This is a genomic window from Kitasatospora sp. NPDC048545, from assembly GCF_040651155.1.
Taxonomy (GTDB): Bacteria; Actinomycetota; Actinomycetes; order Streptomycetales; family Streptomycetaceae; genus Kitasatospora.
In genome coordinates this window covers 143,637-161,229 of sequence record NZ_JBEZIQ010000018.1, presented here as the reverse complement: position 1 = coordinate 161,229, position 17,593 = coordinate 143,637, and the positions used below count along the sequence as shown (strand labels likewise).

The window sequence follows — 17,593 nt, the reverse complement described above, 5'->3', positions numbered from 1 at the left end:
GCGACCAGCCTTGGCCAGGCCCTTGAGGATCTTCTGGGCGATCCCCTTGAGCTTGGTGCCGACGGCTTTGCCTGCCCCCTTGAGCTTGCTGAGCACCGGGAGGGTGCCCCGGAGGCCCAGGGCCTCAGGAGGAGGTGCGGCGGCGGCGGGAGTAGACCACCGCGCCCGCGCCGGCGGCCAGCAGGACCGTGCCGGCGCCCGCGTACAGCAGGGTGCCGTCGCTACCGGTGCTGGCCAGCTTCTTGCCGTCCGGGGCGCCCGGGATCGGGGTGGGGACGCTGACCTTGGTGGGCACGGGGATCGGCTCGGCCGGGTTGACCGGGGTGTCGGTGGTGGGCTTGTGCACCGGCACGGTGGCGGTCGGCGGGGTCGACGGGCCCTCGCTCGGGACCTCGGTGGGGGCGCCGGTCGGCGCACCGGTCGCCGGGGCGGTGGCCGCCGGGGTGGTCGGCGTCGCGGACGGGGTCCCGGACGGCTTCGCGGTGGCGCTCGGCGTGGCCGGGGCCGACGGGGTGGTCGGCGGCGTGACCGGGGGCGTGACCGGGGGCGTCACCGGCGGAGTGACCGGAGGCGTGACGACCGGGGTCGACGGGCCGTGCGACGGGGTGGTCGGCACGGAGGTCGGGCTGCTCGACGGGGTCTTGGTCGGGGTCGGCGTCACGGTCGGCGAGGGCTTGCCGGTCGGAGCCGGGGTCTCGCCACCGCAGTCGACCTTGAAGACCTTCTGCTTGGGGTTGTTGAGCTTGGTGTCCTTCGGCAGCTCGCCGTCGACCAGCTCGACGGACTGCCAGTACAGCTTGTAGTGGCCGTCGGGCAGGTGGATGTCCTCGGTGCGGACGTGGCCGTGGCCGTCGACCGGGAGGTCGCCGTACGCGACGAGCTTCTCCTGGGGGCCGCCACCGACGGTGGTGATCGCCCAGATCACGTCCTGGTCGGCGTCGAAGCCGAAGGAGTCCAGGTAGAAGGTGCAGACCTTGGGCTCGTTGCGGACGTCTTCCTGGCCGGTGGCGGCGTCGTGGATCTTGACGGTGCCGTTGTTGCCGGGAGCGCCGCCCTTGCCGCCGCCACCGGCGACGGCGTGCGCGGCCGCGGGGGCGAGGAGGATCAGGGCGGCGGCGGTCGGGACGGCCACCAGGGAGCGCGCGGCGGTGGAGCGGATGTGCATGGGCGTTCCATCGGGTACGGCAGGCCGGGACGAGCCTGCGCAGTGGGAGGGAGCCTCTGGTCGGCCGTTTCGGCGGGAGCCGGTGCCGTACGACGGGAGAGGCACAAAAGTTCCCGCAGAGAGAAACGTGACGCAAGGGAGGTTTGGCTGAAATGCCCTGCTGTGCACGGTTGATCCATGTAGTTCGTTACAACGATCCGATCACCTGGTTGTCATGGTTTCGTGTGCACTCCAGCCGTTACGACCTCCGGCGACGGTCAACTCCGGGCCCCGCCCCCGCGGGTGAAACCACCACGCCGAGGTGGCCGGTATTGACCGGTCTCCGGGCACGGCCTGCGTGTCGGGCGGCGGGCGGGGGCCAGGTTTCTCTATCGTCCGTCTGGAACCGCCCAGTCCGCCGATTCCGCTGCCTGCGCAGCCGACCCGACCCGTGGGAGAGTGCGATGCCCGGCCCAGAGCAGACCGCCGAGGAGAGCGCCGACGTCATCGTGGTCGGTGCCGGCCCGGCCGGTTCCACCGCCGCCGCCCACCTCGCCCGGACCGGCCTGGACGTCCTGCTGCTGGAGAAGTCCGCCTTCCCGCGCGAGAAGGTCTGCGGCGACGGCCTCACCCCGCGCGCCGTCAAGCAGCTGACCGACCTCGGCATCGACGTTTCCGAAGAGGCCGGCTGGCTGCACAACCGGGGCCTGCGACTGGTCTCCGGGCGGCGCTCGCTGGAGTTCGACTGGCCCGAGCTCTCCGCCTTCCCCGGCTACGGACTGGTCCGCCGCCGCGCCGATTTCGACGAACTGCTCGCGCGCAAGGCCGCCGCGTCCGGCGCCCGGGTGGTCGAACGCGCCAACGTGGCCGGGCCCGTGGTGGACGAACGGACCGGCCGGATCACCGGCGTCACCGCCAAGCTGGGTGAGGAACGCCTGCCCGTCACCTACCGGGCCCCGGTCGTGGTCGCCGCCGACGGCAACTCCACCCGGCTGTCCGTCGCCATGAAGCGCTACCGCCGCACCGACCGCGCGATGGGCGTCGCCTACCGGACCTACTTCCACACCCCGCGCCACGAGGACCGCTACCTGGAGGCCTGGCTCGACCTGCGCGACCCCGACGACCCGGCCCGGCGCCTGCTGCCCGGCTACGCCTGGGTGTTCGGGATGGGCGACGGCACCGCCAACGTCGGCCTCGGCGTCCTCGACACCGCCAAGACCGACGTGGACTGGCGGGAACTGCTGCGCCGCTGGTGCGAGGACCTGCCGCCCGCGTACGGCTACACCCCCGACGGCGTCACCGAGCCGATCCGCGGCGCCGCCCTCCCGATGGGCCTCAACCGCAGGCCCCACTACGCGGACGGCCTGCTGCTCGTCGGCGACGCGGGCGGCACGGTCAGCCCCGGCACCGGCGAGGGCATCGCCTACGCGATGGAATCCGGCCGCTTCGCCGCCGAGACCGTCGTCCAGGCGCTCGCCCGCCGCACCGACCGCGGCCGCGAACTCGCCCTGCGCGCTTACCCGCAGGCCCTGCGGTCCGCCTACGCCGGCTACTTCGCCCTCGGCCGGCTGGCCGCCGACCTGCTCGGCCGCCCCAGGCTGCTCGGCACCGCGGGGGCCGCCGGACTCGGCCACCCGGCCCTGCTGAAGGTGGCGTTCCGGCTCATGGTCAACCTGACCGAGCCCAACTCCAACGACGCCCTCGACCGGCTGCTCCACCTGCTCGGGCGGGTCGCGCCGGGGAGGTGAGCGCCGGGGAGGTGAGCGCCGCACCCCGGGTCCGCCGGGCCGCCCCGGAGCAGGATGACGGACGAACCGACGATCCGACCGCCTGGTGCAGAACCGGCCACGAAGGGCACGCGAACCGCCCCTCCGGTCACCAGACGTCGCCGTCGCGCCAGTCGCAGGCCAGCCGGCCGTCGAGGTCCAGCGGCGCCGAACCCGGCAGGACGAACACCGCGCCCTCCTCGTCCGGCGTCGGCCGCAGGCCGCCCGGGGTGATCGCGCAGAGCGGCCCGCGCCACGGCTGCCAGCCGCGCCGCCGGTAGAAGGGGACCGCCTCGTCCGACGAGCCCAGCACCCCCACCTCGTAGGCGCCCCGGACCACCCGCTCCACCGTGTCCATCAACGCACCGCCGTGCCCCCGCCCCCGGCGGTCCGCCCGCACCCCGACGCCCTCCACGTACCCGGTCCGCAGCGCCCGGCCGCCGTGCAGCATCCGCCGCTGGACGACCGACGCGTGCCCGATCAGTACCCCGTCCTCGATCAGCAGCGCGTGCACCCCGCCCAGCGCGTGCTCCCAGTCCCCGACGGTCATGTCGCCCTCGAAGACCCCGATCAGCAGCTCCCGCGCCTCCGTCAGCACGGCGTGCTCCAACTCGGCCGTGTGGGCCGTCAGCAGCTCGATCACGGGCCGATCCTCGCACCCGGACGGCCCGTTCGAAACCCGGATAAACCGCTGGCGGGAGCGGGGGCGCGGGGGATAGGAAGACCGGGTGACCACCACCAGCGACTCCCCCACCGACGGGCGCGTCTTCCGCCCCGCCGTCCTCGACCTCGGCGACGCCCTGCTGCGCCCCTGGGGACGCGGCCTCGACGTGCCCGGCGGCGTCGTCCCCGCACTCGTCGCCGCGTCGACGGACCCGGACATCGCCCGCTGGAACCCGCTCGACAGCGCCGACCCGGCCGCCGCCGAGGCCTACCTCGACCGCTGCGACGCCCACTGGGCCGACGGCACCATGGCCGCCTTCGCCGTCACCGACGCCGCCTGCGGCATCCTCCTCGGCAACGCCTTCCTGCGCTGGAACAACCAGGCCGACGGCATCGCCATGGTCGGCTACTGGCTGCTCGCCGCCGCCCGCGGCCGCGGCCTGGCCACCCGCGCCGCCACCGCCGTCACCCGTTGGGCCGTCGAGACCGCCGACGCCCGCCGCATCGAGCTCTTCCATGCCGTCGGCAACGACCGCTCCTGCCGGGTCGCCGAACGCGCCGGATTCCCGTACGAGGGCACCCTGCGCGCCTCCTGGCGCTTCGACGGCCGCGACTACCAGGACGAACACCTGCACGCCCGACTGGCCTCGGACCCGGATCCGGACCTCGGCTGACCCGAAGGGCCGGCGGGGCCCTATGATCGCCAGCGCTCCAACGGCGTCTGACGGAACGTGAGGAACGGGCGATGGCGATCCAGCACCACCACGGCGAGGTCAACGGGATACGGATGCACTGGGTCTCCGCGGGGGCCGGGGACCCGGTGGTCCTGCTCCACGGCTGGCCGCAGACCTGGTACGAGTGGCGCCACCTGATCCCGGTGCTGGCGCGGGAGTACCTGGTGATCGCCCCCGACCTGCGCGGTTGGGGGGAGACCGAGCGCCCCGCCGGCGGCTACGACGTGGCCACCGCGGCCACCGACGTCCGCTGCCTGCTCGACCGCCTCGGCCTGGACGGAGTGCACGTCGTCGGACACGACTGGGGCACTCCGGTCGGCTACCACCTGGCGGCCACCGCGCGAGACCGGGTGCGTTCGTTCACGGCGTTGGAGGCGAGCATTCCCGGGGCCGGCGGCGAGGACCTGCTGGACTTCTCCCGGTCCTGGAACCCGCTGTGGTTCTTCCCGTTCCTCGCGACGCCCGGGCTCCCGCAACAGCTCATCGGGGGCGGCGCGCAGACGACGTTCTTCACCTGGATCCTGACCCGGATGGCCCGGGCCACCCCGGGCTCGCTCTCCGAGGACGACATCGCGGTCTACCTGAAGGCGTACGGGGACGACGACGCGGTGCGTTCCAGCTGCGAGTACTACGTCAACACCTGGGTCAGCGCCGGACAGGTCCGCGAAGCGGCCCGGCGGCCGCTCGACATCCCCGTCCTGGCCGTCGCCGGGGAGCACTCCCTGGGGCAGCACATGATCGACTTCGTTCGCCGCCTCGCCCCGGACGCTCAGGGGGTCGTCCTGCCGGGCTGCGGTCACCTCGTCCCCGAGGAGCGCCCCGCCGAGCTCGCCCGGCTCGTCACCGACTTCCTGGCGGGTGCGCCCGGGACGGAGTGAGCCCGGTACCGCCGTCGGCCCGGGCAGCACGGGGCCGGGCCTCCCGGTCCGGCAGGCAGCGCGCCTCGCGGGGGAGCGGCCTAACCTGGAAGGGCACGTACGTGCGTGGCCTTCCAACGGAAGCGGTGGCCATGACGGTGATCTCGGCGGCTCTCTTCGGAACCGACTGGCGGCCCGCGCTGCCGGGTGGGGCCGAGCTGCTGCGCGAGTGCGCGGCCCGGGGCTGGACGGTCGTGCTGACCGGGCCCGGTCCCGCCGGGGCCCCGGCCCTGACCGTGGCCGATCCCGGGGGCGATCCGGTGCGCGCCGCGCTCGAACTGGTCGACGGCGGGTCCTCGCACGCGGTGGCCGTCGCCGGGAGCGTGCGCGAGGTACGGGCGGCGCGCCGGGCCGGGGTGCCCTGCGTCGCCCTGGAGGCCGGCGGGGACGTCGGCCCGGAGCTGCGGGCAGCGGGTGCGGTCGAGGTCCACCGCGACGCGGCCGCGCTGCTGCGCGTCCTGGACGACAGCCTGCTCGCCCGTCCCCGGGCCTTCGGACCCGTGGGCGCCGGAACAGGTGGTCCCCGGAACGGTTAGCGCCGGCCCGCGCCGGGCAACCCGCCGGGTGCGAGCACGTCACCGGAAGTGTCGGAGGTGACCGAGATGGACGGTCCCGCATTGAGCGGATGGGAGCGGCGGCTCCTCGAGGAGATCGAGTCCGATCTGCGTCAGGACACCAAGCTCGACCGGAGGCTGAGCACCATGGGTGCGAAGCGGCCCAGCCGGGTCCGGCGCGGGCTCGGTGCCGTCGGGCGCCGGGTCACGGCGGGGGTGGTGCTGACGATCCTGGTGATGACGGCGATCTGCCTCGGCGTGGGCGCGCGGACCCCGACCCCGGCCGTGCTGGCCGCGTTGGGGATGGTCTGGGCGGCCACCGTGGCGGCCGCGGTCGCGACCTCGGAGCTGTTGCGCCGCCGCAGCGCCTCCCGGTCCGGCCGGGCGGAGGCCGCGGAGCTGCAGGAGCCCCGTGAACGCCGTGAACGGCGGCCCTGGGACCGGCCGGAGGCGTGACGCGATGAGGACGGACGTGAGGCGAACGGACGTGAGGCGATGAGCACCGACCTGTGGGAGCACCGACCGGGCTCCCACCCCGCCGCCGACCTCGGCCTGGTCGGGTACGAGGTGCAGGCCACCGACGGCCCGGTCGGCCGGGTCGAGCAGGACGGCGGGGACCACCTGCTGGTCGACGCCGAGCCCTGGGTACCGGGCACCCGGGTCCTCGTCCCGGTGGGCCTGGTCGCCCGGGTCGACCACCTCGAACGCGCCGCCCACCTCGACTGCCCGCGGGCCAGGCTCAGCTCCGCCCCGCCCGCCGCGGTCGACCTGACCGCGCCCCGTCCGCGCTGAGCGGCCGACCCGTGCCCTGGCCGTCCACCACGCTCACCGGCCGGACGATCGCCTTCCTGGTCGCGCCGTACGGTGTCGAGCAGTCCGAACTGACCTCCCCCTGGCAGGCGGTCGCCGAGTCCGGCGGCACGCCGCGCCTGCTGTCCACCGCCGAGGGGCGGATCCAGGCCGTCCGGCACCACACCCCTGGCGACACCTTCGCCGTGGACGCCCCGGTCGCCGGAGCGGACCCGGCGGACTACGACGGCCTGGTCCTGCCCGGCGGCGTCGCCAACCCGGACCACCTGCGGCTGGACCGGTCGGCGGTCGCCTTCGTGCACGCCTGCTGCCTGGCGGGCCGGCCGGTCGCGGCGATCTGCCACGCCGCCTGGACCCTCATCGAGGCCGACGCCGTCCGCGGCCGCACCCTCACCTCCTGGCCCAGCCTGCGCACCGACCTGGTCAACGCCGGCGCCCACTGGGTCGACGAGCCGGTTCACGTCTGCCACGAGGGCCCCGGCCCGCTCGTCACCAGCCGCAAGCCGGGCGACCTGCCGCTCTTCGAGGACGCGTTCGTGACGGAGTTCGCCCACGCGTGGGCGAAGCGGCGGAGGTAGGGCGGGCCGCTGCGGCGTAGGACCGGGGCGCTGCGGCGCGGGCTGCGCCCCGGACGGCCCCGGTCGGTGGGCCCCGCCGTCAGTCGCCGCGCAGACGGACGAAGGTGGCGGTGGGCGGCCGACCGCTGAGGGTGAGTTCGGCGCGGAGGGGGCCGGTGAGGGGTCGGACCGGGCCGTGGTCGGGGTCGGTGATGGCCGGGCCGAGGAGCGGCCGGGTCAGGTCGGCGACCTCCCGGGACTGGACGGCGGTGAGCCGGGGGGTCGTCAGGAGGACGCGGCCGTCGTCGAGTTCGAGGACCAGCGCGTGGGGACGGGCGGTCGGGCCGGTGACGGCGCGGACGGTGGCGTCCAGGGTGTCGGTGCGCCGGTACTTGACCCAGGCGCGCCCCGCGCCGCGCGGCCGGTACGGCGAGGCGGAGGCCTTGCAGACCAGGCCCTCCACCCCGGTGTCGGCGAGCCGCTCCATCCACTCCAGCGCCTCCGCCCGGTCGGTGGTGGCCAGCACGGGCCGGATCGGCGGCGGGACGTCGGCCAGCGCGGCGAGCAGGAGCCGGCGGCGGTCGGTGAGGGGGAGCCGGCGGACGTCGCGGCCGGGCAGGGCCAGCAGGTCGAAGGCGATCAGGCCGAGTACGACGTCCGGGGCGGCGGCCCGGGCCTGCCGCGTGCGCAGCAGCTCGCCGAAGGCGAACCGGCCGTCGCGCCAGGCGACCAGTTCGGCGTCCAGCACCAGTCCCTCGGGCAGTCGGGCGACGGCGGCGGCGATCGGCGGGAACTCGGGGGCGAGGTCACGGCCGGTGCGGGACTGCAGGACCGGTGGGCGGTCACCGCGGGCGAAGGCGACGCAGCGGAAGCCGTCCAGTTTCAGCTCGTACTGCACGCCGCCGCCCAGGCCGGCGGCGGGCGGTACGGCGGTGACGGCGGCGGGGCGCATCACCTCGACGGGCGGGTCGAGGACCGGGCGTGGTTGCGGTGAGCGCGGTCGCGGCGCGTTCGGCGGCGTGTCCTGCCGTGCGTCCTGCCGTGCTTCCTGCGCCGCGTCCTCCGGCTTCGCCGGGTCCGGCCGGTGCGGCGCCGTCGACGGGGTCGGCGGCAGCGGCCGGGCCCGCTCCGGGTCCAGCAGCGGGCCGAACAGGTCGCCGTGGGCGGCCAGCCGGTCGGGGACCTCGGCGAGCGTGAAGGCCAGCTCCGGCTCGCCGCCCGCCCGTTCCAGTTCGGCCCAGGACAGCGGGGTGGAGACCGTCGGCAGCGGCCGGGCCCGCAGGGTGTACGGCGCGGCGGTGGTCTTCTTGGCATTGTTCTGCGACCAGTCGATCAGCACCCGGCCCCGGCGCCGGGCCTTGGCCATGGTGTGCACCGCCAGCTCCGGATGCTCGGCCTCCAGCGCGGCGGCCAGCGCCTTCGCGTAGGCGGAGACCCGGGTGGCGGGCGTGGGCTCGATCGGGACCATCAGGTGCAGGCCCTTGGAACCGGAGGTCTTCACCCAGGCGGTGAGGCCGTCCGCGGCGAGCCGTTCGCGCAGCAGCAGTGCGACCGCCCGGCAGGTGAGGACGTCCGCGCCCTCGCCGGGGTCGAGGTCCAGGACCAGCCGGTCGGCGAGGGCGGGCGCGGCCGCGTGCCACTGCGGGACGTGCAGCTCCAGGCAGCCCAGGTTGGCGAGGGACAGCAGCGCCGCGCCGTCCTCCAGCACCACCTGGCGCAGTTCGCCGGTGTTGCTCGGGACGTCGACGGTGCGCACCCAGTCCGGGGTGCCCGGGGGCGGGTTCTTGGCGACGAAGATTTCCGCCTCGACGCCGTCCGGGCAGCGCAGGAAGGAGACGGGGCGGTCGCGCAGGTGGGGGAGCAGGGCGGTGTGGACAGCGGCGTAGTAGCGCAGCACCTCACCCTTGAGGGTGCCGGTACGCGGGTAGTACACCTTGTCGAGGTGGGAGAGGGCGAGGGTGCGCCCGTCCACCGTCATCTGCGGCACGGTCCGTCTCCGAAGCCTCCGGTGGGTGCCCCCGCAGCCAGTCTGCCCCGGTTCGACGGCCGGCGCCCGGGGCCGACCAGTACGTGGGCGTCGGCGACCAGGTCATCGATCCTGGCCCGGTCCGGCGCCGGACGGGGCCGGTGGCCGGCTCCTCGTGGCTGACCCGCTCGTCGACCCCCGGCAGCGCCAGGCAGAGCGCCCGCAGCCGCCCGCAGCCGCTCCAGCCGTTCCTTGGGCGTCCCCTGCACCCGCTCCTTCGGCGTCCCCCTCACGGGCCCGGGCGTCGGGTCACCCCGCGGCCGACCGGGGAGCGCCCGGGTAGGTGCCGAAGTACCAGTGGTTGCCCTCCGGGTCGGCGGCGGCGAAGTCGCGCGAGCCGTAGTCCGTCTCGTGCACGGCGGTGGTGATCCGGGCACCGGCGGCCACCGCGCGGGCGTGCACGGCGTCCGGGTCGGCGGTGACCACGTAGGCGGTGAAGCCGCCCGGCTTGCCCGCCCAGAGCTCGGCGCCCTCCGGTGACTCGCGGTCGGAGCCGAGCATCACGCCGCCGCCCTCGGGCCAGGCCAGTTCGGCGTGGGCGACGAAATCGCCCTCGCCGTAGGCGACGACCTCCCGGAAGCCGAAGGCCTCGACGAGGAAGCGGATCAGTGCCTGGGCGTCGGTGGCGCGCAGGCTGGGCCAGACCTGCGGGGCGGGGGTCTCGGTGGCGTCCATGGCTTCTCTCCTCGGATCGGGGCTCGGGACCGTGCGGATGTCCGCTACGCCTCCCACTCTGCGGCCGCACCGGCCGCCCCGCCTTGGACGTTTCGGAACCGCGCCGCGGCCGGCCCCTCCGCCGCCAGCCAGGCGCTCGGCGCCGCCCCGGCCAGCGCGCGGAACTCGCGCGCCAGGTGCGCCTGGTCGAAGTACCCGCAGCGCACGGCCAGTTCCGCCAGCCGGGTCGGCGGGTCGACGGAGGCGAGCAGGTGCCGGGCCCGGTCGAAGCGGATCACCCGGGCGGCGGCCTTCGGGCTCAGCCCGATCTCCCGGCGGAACCGCTCCTGCAGGTGCCGGGCGCTCCAGCCGGTCTCCCGGGCCAGGACCGCCACCGGCAGCGCACCGCCGCTGCGCCGCAGCGCCCGCCACGCCCAGCCGACCTCGGGCGGCACCTGCCCGGACGGCCGGGCGGCGCGCAGCAGCGCCCCGTCCAGTGCGGCGAACCGTTCCTTCCAGTCGCGCGCGGACCGCAGCTGCTCCTGCAGCCGCGGGCCCAGCTTTCCGAGCACCGCGTCGGCGGGCACGTCGATCCCGGCCAACTCCCCGGCGGGCAGGCCGAACAGGGCGCGGGCGGCGAGCGGGTGCACGGCGATCTGCACGCCGGACTGGGCGCCCTCGTGGGTGATCAGCGCGGGGGTGGTGTGCAGGCCGCCGAGCAGGGTCGGATAGCTGCCGGGCGGCTGCGCCGGGTCGGGGTGCTCGGCGATCACCAGCGGTTCGTCGAGGGTCAGGATGAAGGTCAGGTGTGGGGACGGCAGCCCGCGGTGGACGGCGGGCGCCAGGCCGCGCTGCCGGTAGCCGGAGTACCAGGCCACGTACGGGCGCAACGCGGTCGCGGGCCTGGCCCGGACGGCCTCGTCGACGTACCCGTCGACCGGTGCGTCGGGGAACTCGCGGAGGGGCTCCGCGTCGTGCTCGGCTGCGTCCGTGGTCACGCTCCCAGTATCGGCGGTCCCCGCGGCCGGGGGCCGGGTCGCGGCGGCGGGCCCACCGTCACCGGGGCCGCCGGCCGTCCCTCCGCGCGGTCGCGGACCGGCGCGGTGTTGCTTAAGGTGAGGGCGCGGTCACCCCGTTCGCGCCGCTGTCGAGCGCGTGGGGGAGCGCCGCCCGGGGGGAAGCGGGGGGAATCACCGACGAAGGAGTCCCCGTGACCACTGCCCGAGACATCATGCACACCGGCGCCCAGTGCATCGGCGCCCACCAGACGCTGGCCGAGGCCGCGAAGATGATGCGCGACAAGAACGTGGGCGCGCTGCCGATCTGCGGCGACGACCAGAAGCTGAAGGGCATCATCACCGACCGCGACATCGTGCTGCGATGTGTCGCCGAGGGCAAGGACCCGTCCTCGATGACGGCGATGGAGCTGTCCGGCCACCTGCACTGCGTGCGCGCCGACGACAGCATGGAGGCGGTGCTGAGCAAGATGGAACAGCACCAGATCCGGCGCATCCCCGTGATCGACGGCGAGCGGCTGGTGGGCATGATCAGCGAGGCCGACCTCGCGATGGGCCACCGCGACGGCCAGCGACTGACGGACCAGCAGATCATCGACTTCATGGACAGCGTCTACATGAAGCAGTGACCCGACGCGGTGACCGGGCCCGGTCGGTCTCCGACCCGGGCCCCGGCCCCGTCCGCGCGCCCGTGACCGGCCGGACCCCCGTACCGGCCGGATCCTTCGAAGGGTGCCGGACGGGGCCGCCGCGCGTCTTGTACGAATGCGCACGCGGCGCGGTCGTCGCGCCGCTGCCGTGACGGGCGCCCCTTCCGCGTGGTGGCGTCCGCTCATGCGGCGCCCGGGTCGAGGACGGCGCTGGTGACCCGGCCCGCCACCCGGTCGGTGGGGGCGGGCAGGGCGGTGCCGCCGCGTGAGGCCAGGAACTCGCGGGGGGAGCAGCCGACCATGCCGCGGAAGCTCCGGTCGAGGTGGGACTGGTCGTAGTAGCCGCACAGGGTGGCGAGGTCGGCGCCGGTGGGGTGGTCCTCCCGGGCGGCCAGGACGCCGAGGGTGTGTTGGAGGCGGAGGATTCCGGCGGCCTGTTTGGGGGCCAGCCCCAGGTGTTCGCGGAAGCGCAGCTCCAGCCGGCGGCGGCTCCACCCGGTGCCCTCGACCAGGGCGTGGATCGGCACCAGCCCGTGCGAGCGCCGCAGTTGGTGCCAGGCCCAGAGGACGGACGGCTCCCAGTCCGGGCCGTACGCGAACAGCGCGGCGAAGTACCCGTCCAGCATGGCGAACCGGGCGGGCCAGCTCGGGGTGTCGGCCAGCCGGTCGGTCAGTGCCCGCAGCCGGGGGCCCAGGAGGTCCCCGGGTTCGGCCCACTGCCCGCCGAGGTCGCCGGCCGGCGACCCGAACGCCCGGAACGCGCCCTGCGGGGTGAGCGAGACGGCCAGCCCGTGCAGGACGCCCGTGTGTTCGGCGATCGTGGCGGTGCGGCGCAGCCCGGCGGCGACCGATCCGAAGGAGGCGGCGGGCGCGGGGGAGACGGCGTCGGTGAGGCGCATGCTGCCCTCGAAGGCCAGGGCCACCGTGACCACGTCCGTGGGCACCTCCAGGCGGCGGCGCGGCCGGCGCAGGTCCATCCGGTAGCCGCGGTAGCCGAGGACGTACCGGCGCAGCGGAGCGGCGGGAGTGCCGAGGACCGTCTCCGGTGCGCTCGTCGGGAGGGTGCTCCGGGCCATCTCAACTCCCGTGCTCGGCCGGGTGGGTGACATGTGCACGGGTCATTCTAGGGTCCGCCCGCCCGCTCCCGCCGCCCCGCCCAGGGCGTCTCATGCGGTGGATCTTCCTTTCTTGCCGGCCGGGATGCGGGCAGAATCGCGCACATGGGAAAGCAGTACGAATCCATCGACGGCCGGCTGCGGCGGTTCATCGAGAGCCAGCCGGTCTACTTCGTCGCGACGGCGCCGCTGGCCTCCGACGGTCACGTCAACCTCTCGCCCAAAGGTCGCTCCGGCACCCTCGTGGTGATCGACGAACTCACCGTCGCCTACTTGGACTTCGGCGGCTCGCAGGCCGAGACCGTCGCCCACCTGCGGGAGAACGGCCGGATCACGCTGATGTGGTGCTCCTTCGAGGGGCCGCCGACCGTGGTGCGGGTGCACGGCCGGGGCGAGCCGGTCTTCCGCGACGACCCGCGCTTCGCCGGGCTGCTCGGCCGGTTCGACCCGGCGGCCGACGGGTCGGGCCTGCGGGCGATCGTGCTGGTCAGGGCCGAGCGGGTGAGCGACTCCTGCGGGTACGCGGTGCCGTTCATGGACTACCGCGCCGACCGTGACCTGCACGCGCAGTACTTCGACCGCAAGGACGAGGAGGAGTTCGGCGCCTACTGCGAGCGCAAGCCGCTCGTCGTCACCAGCATCGACGGCCTGCCCGCCCTTCCGCTGCCGCTCCCGCCCCGGCCCGCCTGACCGGTCACCGGCCGTCGGCCATCGGCCGGCGACAGTCGGCCACCGGTCACCGGCTGTCGGGTTTCGGTCACCGCCGTCGGCTCCGCGGTCGACGGTCTGCCCGCCGGGGACCCACCGCGTCCCGGTCGCGACCGAGTGCCGATGGGCCGGCGGGCGGGCGCGACGAAGCCGCCGCACCCGGGAGGGGGTGCGGCGGCTTCGGGGTCTTCGGCGGTCCTACTTGCTCAGACCGGCCTTGACGGAGCAGATCGGCCAGGCGCCCGGGCCCTGGGCCGCGAGGACCTTCTCGCCGACGGAGATCTGCTGGGCCTTGGTGGCCAGGTCGGCGCGCGGGGCGAAGGAGGTGCCGCCGAACGCCGCCCAGGTGCTGGAGGTGAACTGCAGGCCGCCGTAGAAGCCGTTGCCGGAGTTGATGGCCCAGTTGCCGGTGGCCTCGCAGGAGGCGACCTTGTCCCAGACCGAGGCCGGCGCGGCGGAGGCGCTGGTGGCCGTGACGAGGCCGGCCACCGGCAGCGCGGTGAGCGCCCCGGCCATCAGAGCCATCCGGACGCGGTTGCGGCGCTTCGGGGTGGCAGTGGTGGTGGCAGCGGCGGTCTCGTTACGGAAGGTCATGGATTTCCTTTCGGAGGGGTTGCGAGCACGCGGAACCAGGCCTTCGGAAGGCCGTCGGTTTCGGGGGCACGTCACTCGCGTGGTTCGGCACCGTTCCTGCTCGGGGGCGGTGAGGCCGGTCCGGAGCGGATCGCTCGGTGCAACGGGTTCGAAGTTACGGGGGCGGTGGCGGCCGGTTCAAGGATTCGGAGGTTCAGGCACGTCAGAGGGCTGTTACCGGGCGTAAGGATCAAGGAATTGTGCCGATTTCGCCCGATTTGCACCTATTTCCAAGATCAAACCCTGCGGAGAAGTGGCCCCCGCCACACCGAAAACCGTGTGAGGCCACGCACATCGTCGACAGCGCGTGACGGCCCGCCCGCCGCCGGTGCCGAATCCGCCGCGCCCGTCGCCGCCCCGGGTGGCCCGCACCACAGGGCTCACCCCACGTATCCCCTGCGCCTACGCACCGTCCCGGTAATAGCCTGTGGATCATGAGCAACGACAGCGACGCAACGGACGCACCCGACGCGGGAACGGCGGACACCGGCAGGGGAGGGGCGGCGGTCGGGGGTCAGTCCGGCGCCGGGGAGCACGAGGCCGCGGCCGCACCCGCGGGCTTCGAACTGGGGACGGACGGGCCCGGCGTGATCCTGGCCGGTCTGGACGGCTCCGACTCCTCCTGGCGCGCCACCGCCTACGCCGCAGGGCTGGCCCGCCGGCAGGGCGCCGTGCTCGCGGTGGCCTACATCCAGCCGGTCCTCGGCGCCGCGACCGCCCTGGCCGGGGCCGCCGTGGAGGAGACCACCCAGGAGATCGCCGACGAACTGCTGGCCGCCCTGCGCGAGGCCGAGGAGCGGGTCCGCGAGGTCTGGAAGGTGGACTGGCGCTTCCTGACCATGCGCGGCGACCCCTACGGCGGCCTGGCCAAGCTCGCCGACGAGCTGCGCGCGGACGCCGTGGTGGTCGGCGTCTCCGAGCAGGCCGGGCACAAGGTGATCGGATCGGTGGCGGTCCGGCTGGTGAAGGCGGGCCGCTGGCCGGTGACCGTCGTCCCCTAGGAGAGGAAGAGGGGAGGAGGTGGAGGGAGAGGGAGGGGCGGAGGCCGCCGGGGCCGACCGCGCGACGGGTGCGGGCGGGGCGCCGGGTAGGGTGCGTGAACATGACGGACACGCGGGGCACGCTCCCCTCCGAGCCCGCCCACCCGACCGGCAGCGACCTGCACCTCGACCTCCCCGCCACCGGCGGCCGTCGCGCCGCGCTGATGACGGCCCTGCGCGAGGCGATCCGCAGTGGCCGGCTGGCGCCCGGCACCCGGCTGCCGCCGTACCGGGTGCTCGCCGCCGACCTCGGCCTGGCCCGCAACACCGCCGCCGAGGCCTACGCCGAACTCGTCGCCGAGGGCTGGCTGACCGCCCGTCAGGGATCCGGCACCGCCGTCGCCGAACGTGCCGAACCCGTCCCGCCCACCCGGGCACGCCGGCCCTCGCCCCGGCCCGGACCCCGGCACGACCTGCGCCAGGGCCGGCCCGACGCCGCATCCTTCCCCCGGGCCGCCTGGCTGGCCGCCGCCCGCCGGGCCCTCACCGCCGCGCCCAACGAGGCCTTCGGGCCCGGTGATCCGCAAGGCCGGCGCGAGCTGCGCACCGTCCTCGCCGACTACCTGGCCCGGGCGCGGGGGGTGCGCACCGACCCGGACCGGATCGTGGTCTGCTCCGGCTTCGCCCACGCCCTGCGACTGCTCTTCGACGGCGCGCGGCCCGTCCTGCCGCCCGCCGAGAACGGGCCGCTGGCCGTCGAGGCGTACGGGCTGGGCTTCCACCGCGGGCTGCTGGCCGCCGCCGGGGTCACCGCCGTTCCGCTGCCGATCGACGAACGGGGCGCCCTCGTCCAGGAGTTGGCGCAGAGCGCGGACGTCCGGACGGCGCTGCTCACCCCTGCCCACCAGTTCCCCACCGGCGGTCCGCTGCACCCGGGCCGCCGCGCCGCCGTGGTCGACTGGGCGCGCGGCCGCGGCGGACTGGTCCTGGAGGACGACTACGACGGCGAGTTCCGGTACGACCGCCAGCCGGTCGGCGCCCTTCAGGGCCTCGACCCCGAGCGGGTGGTCTACCTCGGCAGCGCCAGCAAGAGCCTCACCCCGGCGCTGCGCCTCGGCTGGATGGTACTGCCGGACCACCTGGTCGACCGGGTGCTGGCAGCCAAGGGCGAACGCGAGGGCTGGGCCAGCGCGTTGGACCAGCTGACCCTCGCCGAGTTCATCGACTCCGGAGGCTACGACCGGCACCTGCGCCGGATGCGCCGCCACTACCGGGACCGCCGTGACCACCTGGTGGCCGCGCTCGCGGAGCGCGCCCCGCACGTCGAGGTGTCCGGCATCGCGGCCGGACTGCACGCGGTGCTGCGGCTGGAAGCGGGCACCGAGCGCTCGGTGCTCAAGGCGGCCGCCTACCGGGGCCTGGCGGTCGACGGCCTCGCCGACTACCGGCACCCGGAGATCGCCCCGGAGGCCATGCCCGCCGTCGACGGGCTGGTGGTCGGCTACGCCACGCCGCCCGACCACGCCTACGCGGCGGCGGTCGCGGCGCTCTGCGACATCCTGCCGTCGCCGGTCTGAAAGCGGTCGAAGGCGGCCCGAAGCCGCCCGGGAGGCCGCCCGGGAGGCCGCCCGGGCGGCGCGACGGCCAGGGGGCCGGGGAACCGGTGGGAAGGGGCGTGGGAGTCGCCGCCCGCACGGGCGGAGAAGCATATGCCTCCGGGCGCCGCGATGAGGGGGGAACGGGACCGACCGGTCCGCAGTGTCCGCTGGCCACTCCTGCGTCGGTACGGAATCGGGCCGAGGAGGGCAACCCGAGCGGTACCGCCGCCTACGCTCCCTGGTCATGCGCAGAACACATCCGATCCGCGCCGCGCTCGTCGCGTGCCCGGCCCTCGTCGTCGGTCTGCTCCTCTCCTCCGCTCCCGCCCGGGCCGACTCCCCGTTGCCCCTCACGGCCGTCTCCGACAAACAGACGACCGTCCGGGGCGGCGAGTTCACGCTCACGCTGACGCTCACCAACCCGTACGACACCCCGATCCAGTTCGTGTACCAGAGCGTCCAGGAGACCTACGCGACCAGCCTGCAGACCGGTCTCAAGTTCGCCGCGACGGCCTGCGGCACCCAGACCAACGGCTGCAGCGACAACGTCCACGGCGGCATCGCCCGGTACAACGTGCCGCTCGAACCCGGTGCCAGCAGCACCTTCACCGTGACCTACACCGTCGCTCCGGACTCGGCCTGTGGTGCCGCCACCCGGATCGACTTCTACTCCTACCTGTACTACGAGTACAACGCAGGGCTGAACAACAACTCGGGCATCATCGGCGTCCCCGGCACCCAGGTGGCCTGCGCCTGACCCGCCGCCGACCGCGGCGGGCTCGCGACCGCCACCGGCGCGCCCCCACTGCGCACCCCGTTCTCCCGTCAGGTGCCGGCCACCCCCGTTCCGGCACCTGACGGGCCGTCCGCATGCGCGCTCGCAGCCGGGTGCGGCGCCGGGGCGGGCCGACCGGGATGGCGGGACGGCCCGACCCGTGCGGCCGACCCCCCCCCAGCCTCCGCCGGCCCGAACCTCCGCACCGGGCCCCCGCAGGCCCCAGCCGACGCACCCGACCCCGCGCCTCGAACCTCCGCATCCGAACCGCCCGGCCGGTGTGCCGGGTTGAC

At 75.0% G+C, this 17,593-nt stretch carries 19 protein-coding genes and 1 pseudogene; 12 read left to right on the top strand and 8 right to left on the bottom strand.

Translation table 11 applies throughout. The features are described from left to right. Positions 1 to 124: 124 nt before the first annotated feature. Complete coding sequence (locus AB0D10_RS19310) at positions 125 to 1,165, bottom strand: LPXTG cell wall anchor domain-containing protein (protein ID WP_360257644.1); 1,041 nt, start codon at positions 1,163 to 1,165, stop codon at positions 125 to 127. Between the two features lie 443 nt (positions 1,166 to 1,608). On the opposite strand from AB0D10_RS19310, the gene AB0D10_RS19305 reads away from it, so the two are divergent. Further along, positions 1,609 to 2,892 carry a geranylgeranyl reductase family protein gene (locus tag AB0D10_RS19305; protein ID WP_360257642.1) on the top strand — a complete coding sequence of 428 codons (1,284 nt, stop codon included), beginning with the start codon at positions 1,609 to 1,611 and terminating at the stop codon, positions 2,890 to 2,892. Between the two features lie 127 nt (positions 2,893 to 3,019). On the opposite strand, the gene AB0D10_RS19300 is transcribed toward AB0D10_RS19305, so the two are convergent. Next, positions 3,020 to 3,553 carry a GNAT family N-acetyltransferase gene (locus AB0D10_RS19300; RefSeq protein ID WP_360257640.1) on the bottom strand — a complete coding sequence of 178 codons (534 nt, stop codon included), beginning with the start codon at positions 3,551 to 3,553 and terminating at the stop codon, positions 3,020 to 3,022. A gap of 85 nt (positions 3,554 to 3,638) precedes the next feature. Here AB0D10_RS19300 and AB0D10_RS19295 point away from each other — a divergent pair, with 85 nt between their 5' ends. From AB0D10_RS19295 to AB0D10_RS19270, 6 genes are all read left to right on the top strand, one after another. Next, positions 3,639 to 4,247 (top strand): GNAT family N-acetyltransferase, encoded by a 609-nt coding sequence (locus AB0D10_RS19295; RefSeq protein WP_360257638.1) that lies wholly within the window; start codon positions 3,639 to 3,641, stop codon positions 4,245 to 4,247. A gap of 71 nt (positions 4,248 to 4,318) precedes the next feature. Further along, a complete protein-coding gene (locus AB0D10_RS19290; RefSeq protein ID WP_360257635.1) occupies positions 4,319 to 5,185 on the top strand; it encodes an alpha/beta fold hydrolase in 867 nt (288 codons plus the stop codon). Between the two features lie 131 nt (positions 5,186 to 5,316). After that, complete coding sequence (locus tag AB0D10_RS19285; RefSeq protein WP_360257632.1) at positions 5,317 to 5,760, top strand: hypothetical protein; 444 nt, start codon at positions 5,317 to 5,319, stop codon at positions 5,758 to 5,760. Positions 5,761 to 5,826: 66 nt separating this feature from the next. Continuing rightward, a complete protein-coding gene (locus AB0D10_RS19280) occupies positions 5,827 to 6,234 on the top strand; it encodes a DUF3040 domain-containing protein (RefSeq protein WP_360257629.1) in 408 nt (135 codons plus the stop codon). 39 nt (positions 6,235 to 6,273) lie between these two features. Further along, positions 6,274 to 6,570, top strand: coding sequence for a PRC-barrel domain containing protein (locus AB0D10_RS19275; RefSeq protein ID WP_360257627.1), 297 nt, complete (start codon positions 6,274 to 6,276; stop codon positions 6,568 to 6,570). Between the two features lie 11 nt (positions 6,571 to 6,581). After that, the gene (locus tag AB0D10_RS19270; protein ID WP_360257625.1) at positions 6,582 to 7,166 is read left to right on the top strand and encodes a type 1 glutamine amidotransferase domain-containing protein; all 585 of its coding nucleotides are present in this window, start codon (positions 6,582 to 6,584) and stop codon (positions 7,164 to 7,166) included. Positions 7,167 to 7,245: 79 nt separating this feature from the next. On the opposite strand, the gene AB0D10_RS19265 is transcribed toward AB0D10_RS19270, so the two are convergent. From AB0D10_RS19265 to AB0D10_RS19250, 4 genes and pseudogenes are all read right to left on the bottom strand, one after another. Next, positions 7,246 to 8,097 (bottom strand): DNA ligase, encoded by an 852-nt coding sequence (locus AB0D10_RS19265; RefSeq protein ID WP_360257658.1) that lies wholly within the window; start codon positions 8,095 to 8,097, stop codon positions 7,246 to 7,248. A gap of 156 nt (positions 8,098 to 8,253) precedes the next feature. After that, positions 8,254 to 9,123 (bottom strand): annotated as a pseudogene (gene ligD, locus AB0D10_RS19260) (non-homologous end-joining DNA ligase); the annotation flags it as partial. Positions 9,124 to 9,420: 297 nt separating this feature from the next. Further along, entirely contained in the window at positions 9,421 to 9,846 is a 426-nt protein-coding gene (locus AB0D10_RS19255; protein ID WP_360257623.1) for a VOC family protein, read from the bottom strand. Between the two features lie 44 nt (positions 9,847 to 9,890). Beyond that, positions 9,891 to 10,823: a helix-turn-helix domain-containing protein gene (locus AB0D10_RS19250; RefSeq protein ID WP_360257620.1), complete on the bottom strand. Its 933-nt coding sequence runs from the start codon at positions 10,821 to 10,823 to the stop codon at positions 9,891 to 9,893. A gap of 212 nt (positions 10,824 to 11,035) precedes the next feature. On the opposite strand from AB0D10_RS19250, the gene AB0D10_RS19245 reads away from it, so the two are divergent. Next, positions 11,036 to 11,470 (top strand): CBS domain-containing protein, encoded by a 435-nt coding sequence (locus AB0D10_RS19245; RefSeq protein ID WP_360257617.1) that lies wholly within the window; start codon positions 11,036 to 11,038, stop codon positions 11,468 to 11,470. A 203-nt stretch (positions 11,471 to 11,673) separates the two neighbouring features. On the opposite strand, the gene AB0D10_RS19240 is transcribed toward AB0D10_RS19245, so the two are convergent. Then, on the bottom strand, positions 11,674 to 12,567 hold the full coding sequence (locus AB0D10_RS19240) for a helix-turn-helix domain-containing protein (RefSeq protein WP_360257614.1): 894 nt from the start codon (positions 12,565 to 12,567) through the stop codon (positions 11,674 to 11,676). A gap of 144 nt (positions 12,568 to 12,711) precedes the next feature. On the opposite strand from AB0D10_RS19240, the gene AB0D10_RS19235 reads away from it, so the two are divergent. After that, positions 12,712 to 13,296 (top strand): pyridoxamine 5'-phosphate oxidase family protein, encoded by a 585-nt coding sequence (locus tag AB0D10_RS19235; RefSeq protein ID WP_360257612.1) that lies wholly within the window; start codon positions 12,712 to 12,714, stop codon positions 13,294 to 13,296. A gap of 216 nt (positions 13,297 to 13,512) precedes the next feature. Here AB0D10_RS19235 and AB0D10_RS19230 read toward each other — a convergent pair whose 3' ends face one another. After that, positions 13,513 to 13,908 (bottom strand): transglycosylase family protein, encoded by a 396-nt coding sequence (locus tag AB0D10_RS19230; RefSeq protein ID WP_360257610.1) that lies wholly within the window; start codon positions 13,906 to 13,908, stop codon positions 13,513 to 13,515. Positions 13,909 to 14,381: 473 nt separating this feature from the next. On the opposite strand from AB0D10_RS19230, the gene AB0D10_RS19225 reads away from it, so the two are divergent. The 3 genes from AB0D10_RS19225 to AB0D10_RS19215 all read left to right on the top strand — a co-directional run bounded on the left by AB0D10_RS19225 (position 14,382) and on the right by AB0D10_RS19215 (position 17,282). Next, positions 14,382 to 14,948 (top strand): universal stress protein, encoded by a 567-nt coding sequence (locus tag AB0D10_RS19225; RefSeq protein ID WP_360257608.1) that lies wholly within the window; start codon positions 14,382 to 14,384, stop codon positions 14,946 to 14,948. A 101-nt stretch (positions 14,949 to 15,049) separates the two neighbouring features. Continuing rightward, positions 15,050 to 16,504 (top strand): PLP-dependent aminotransferase family protein, encoded by a 1,455-nt coding sequence (locus tag AB0D10_RS19220; protein WP_360257606.1) that lies wholly within the window; start codon positions 15,050 to 15,052, stop codon positions 16,502 to 16,504. A 265-nt stretch (positions 16,505 to 16,769) separates the two neighbouring features. Further along, a complete protein-coding gene (locus tag AB0D10_RS19215) occupies positions 16,770 to 17,282 on the top strand; it encodes a hypothetical protein (protein WP_360257604.1) in 513 nt (170 codons plus the stop codon). The last annotated feature ends 311 nt before the right edge of the window (positions 17,283 to 17,593 follow it).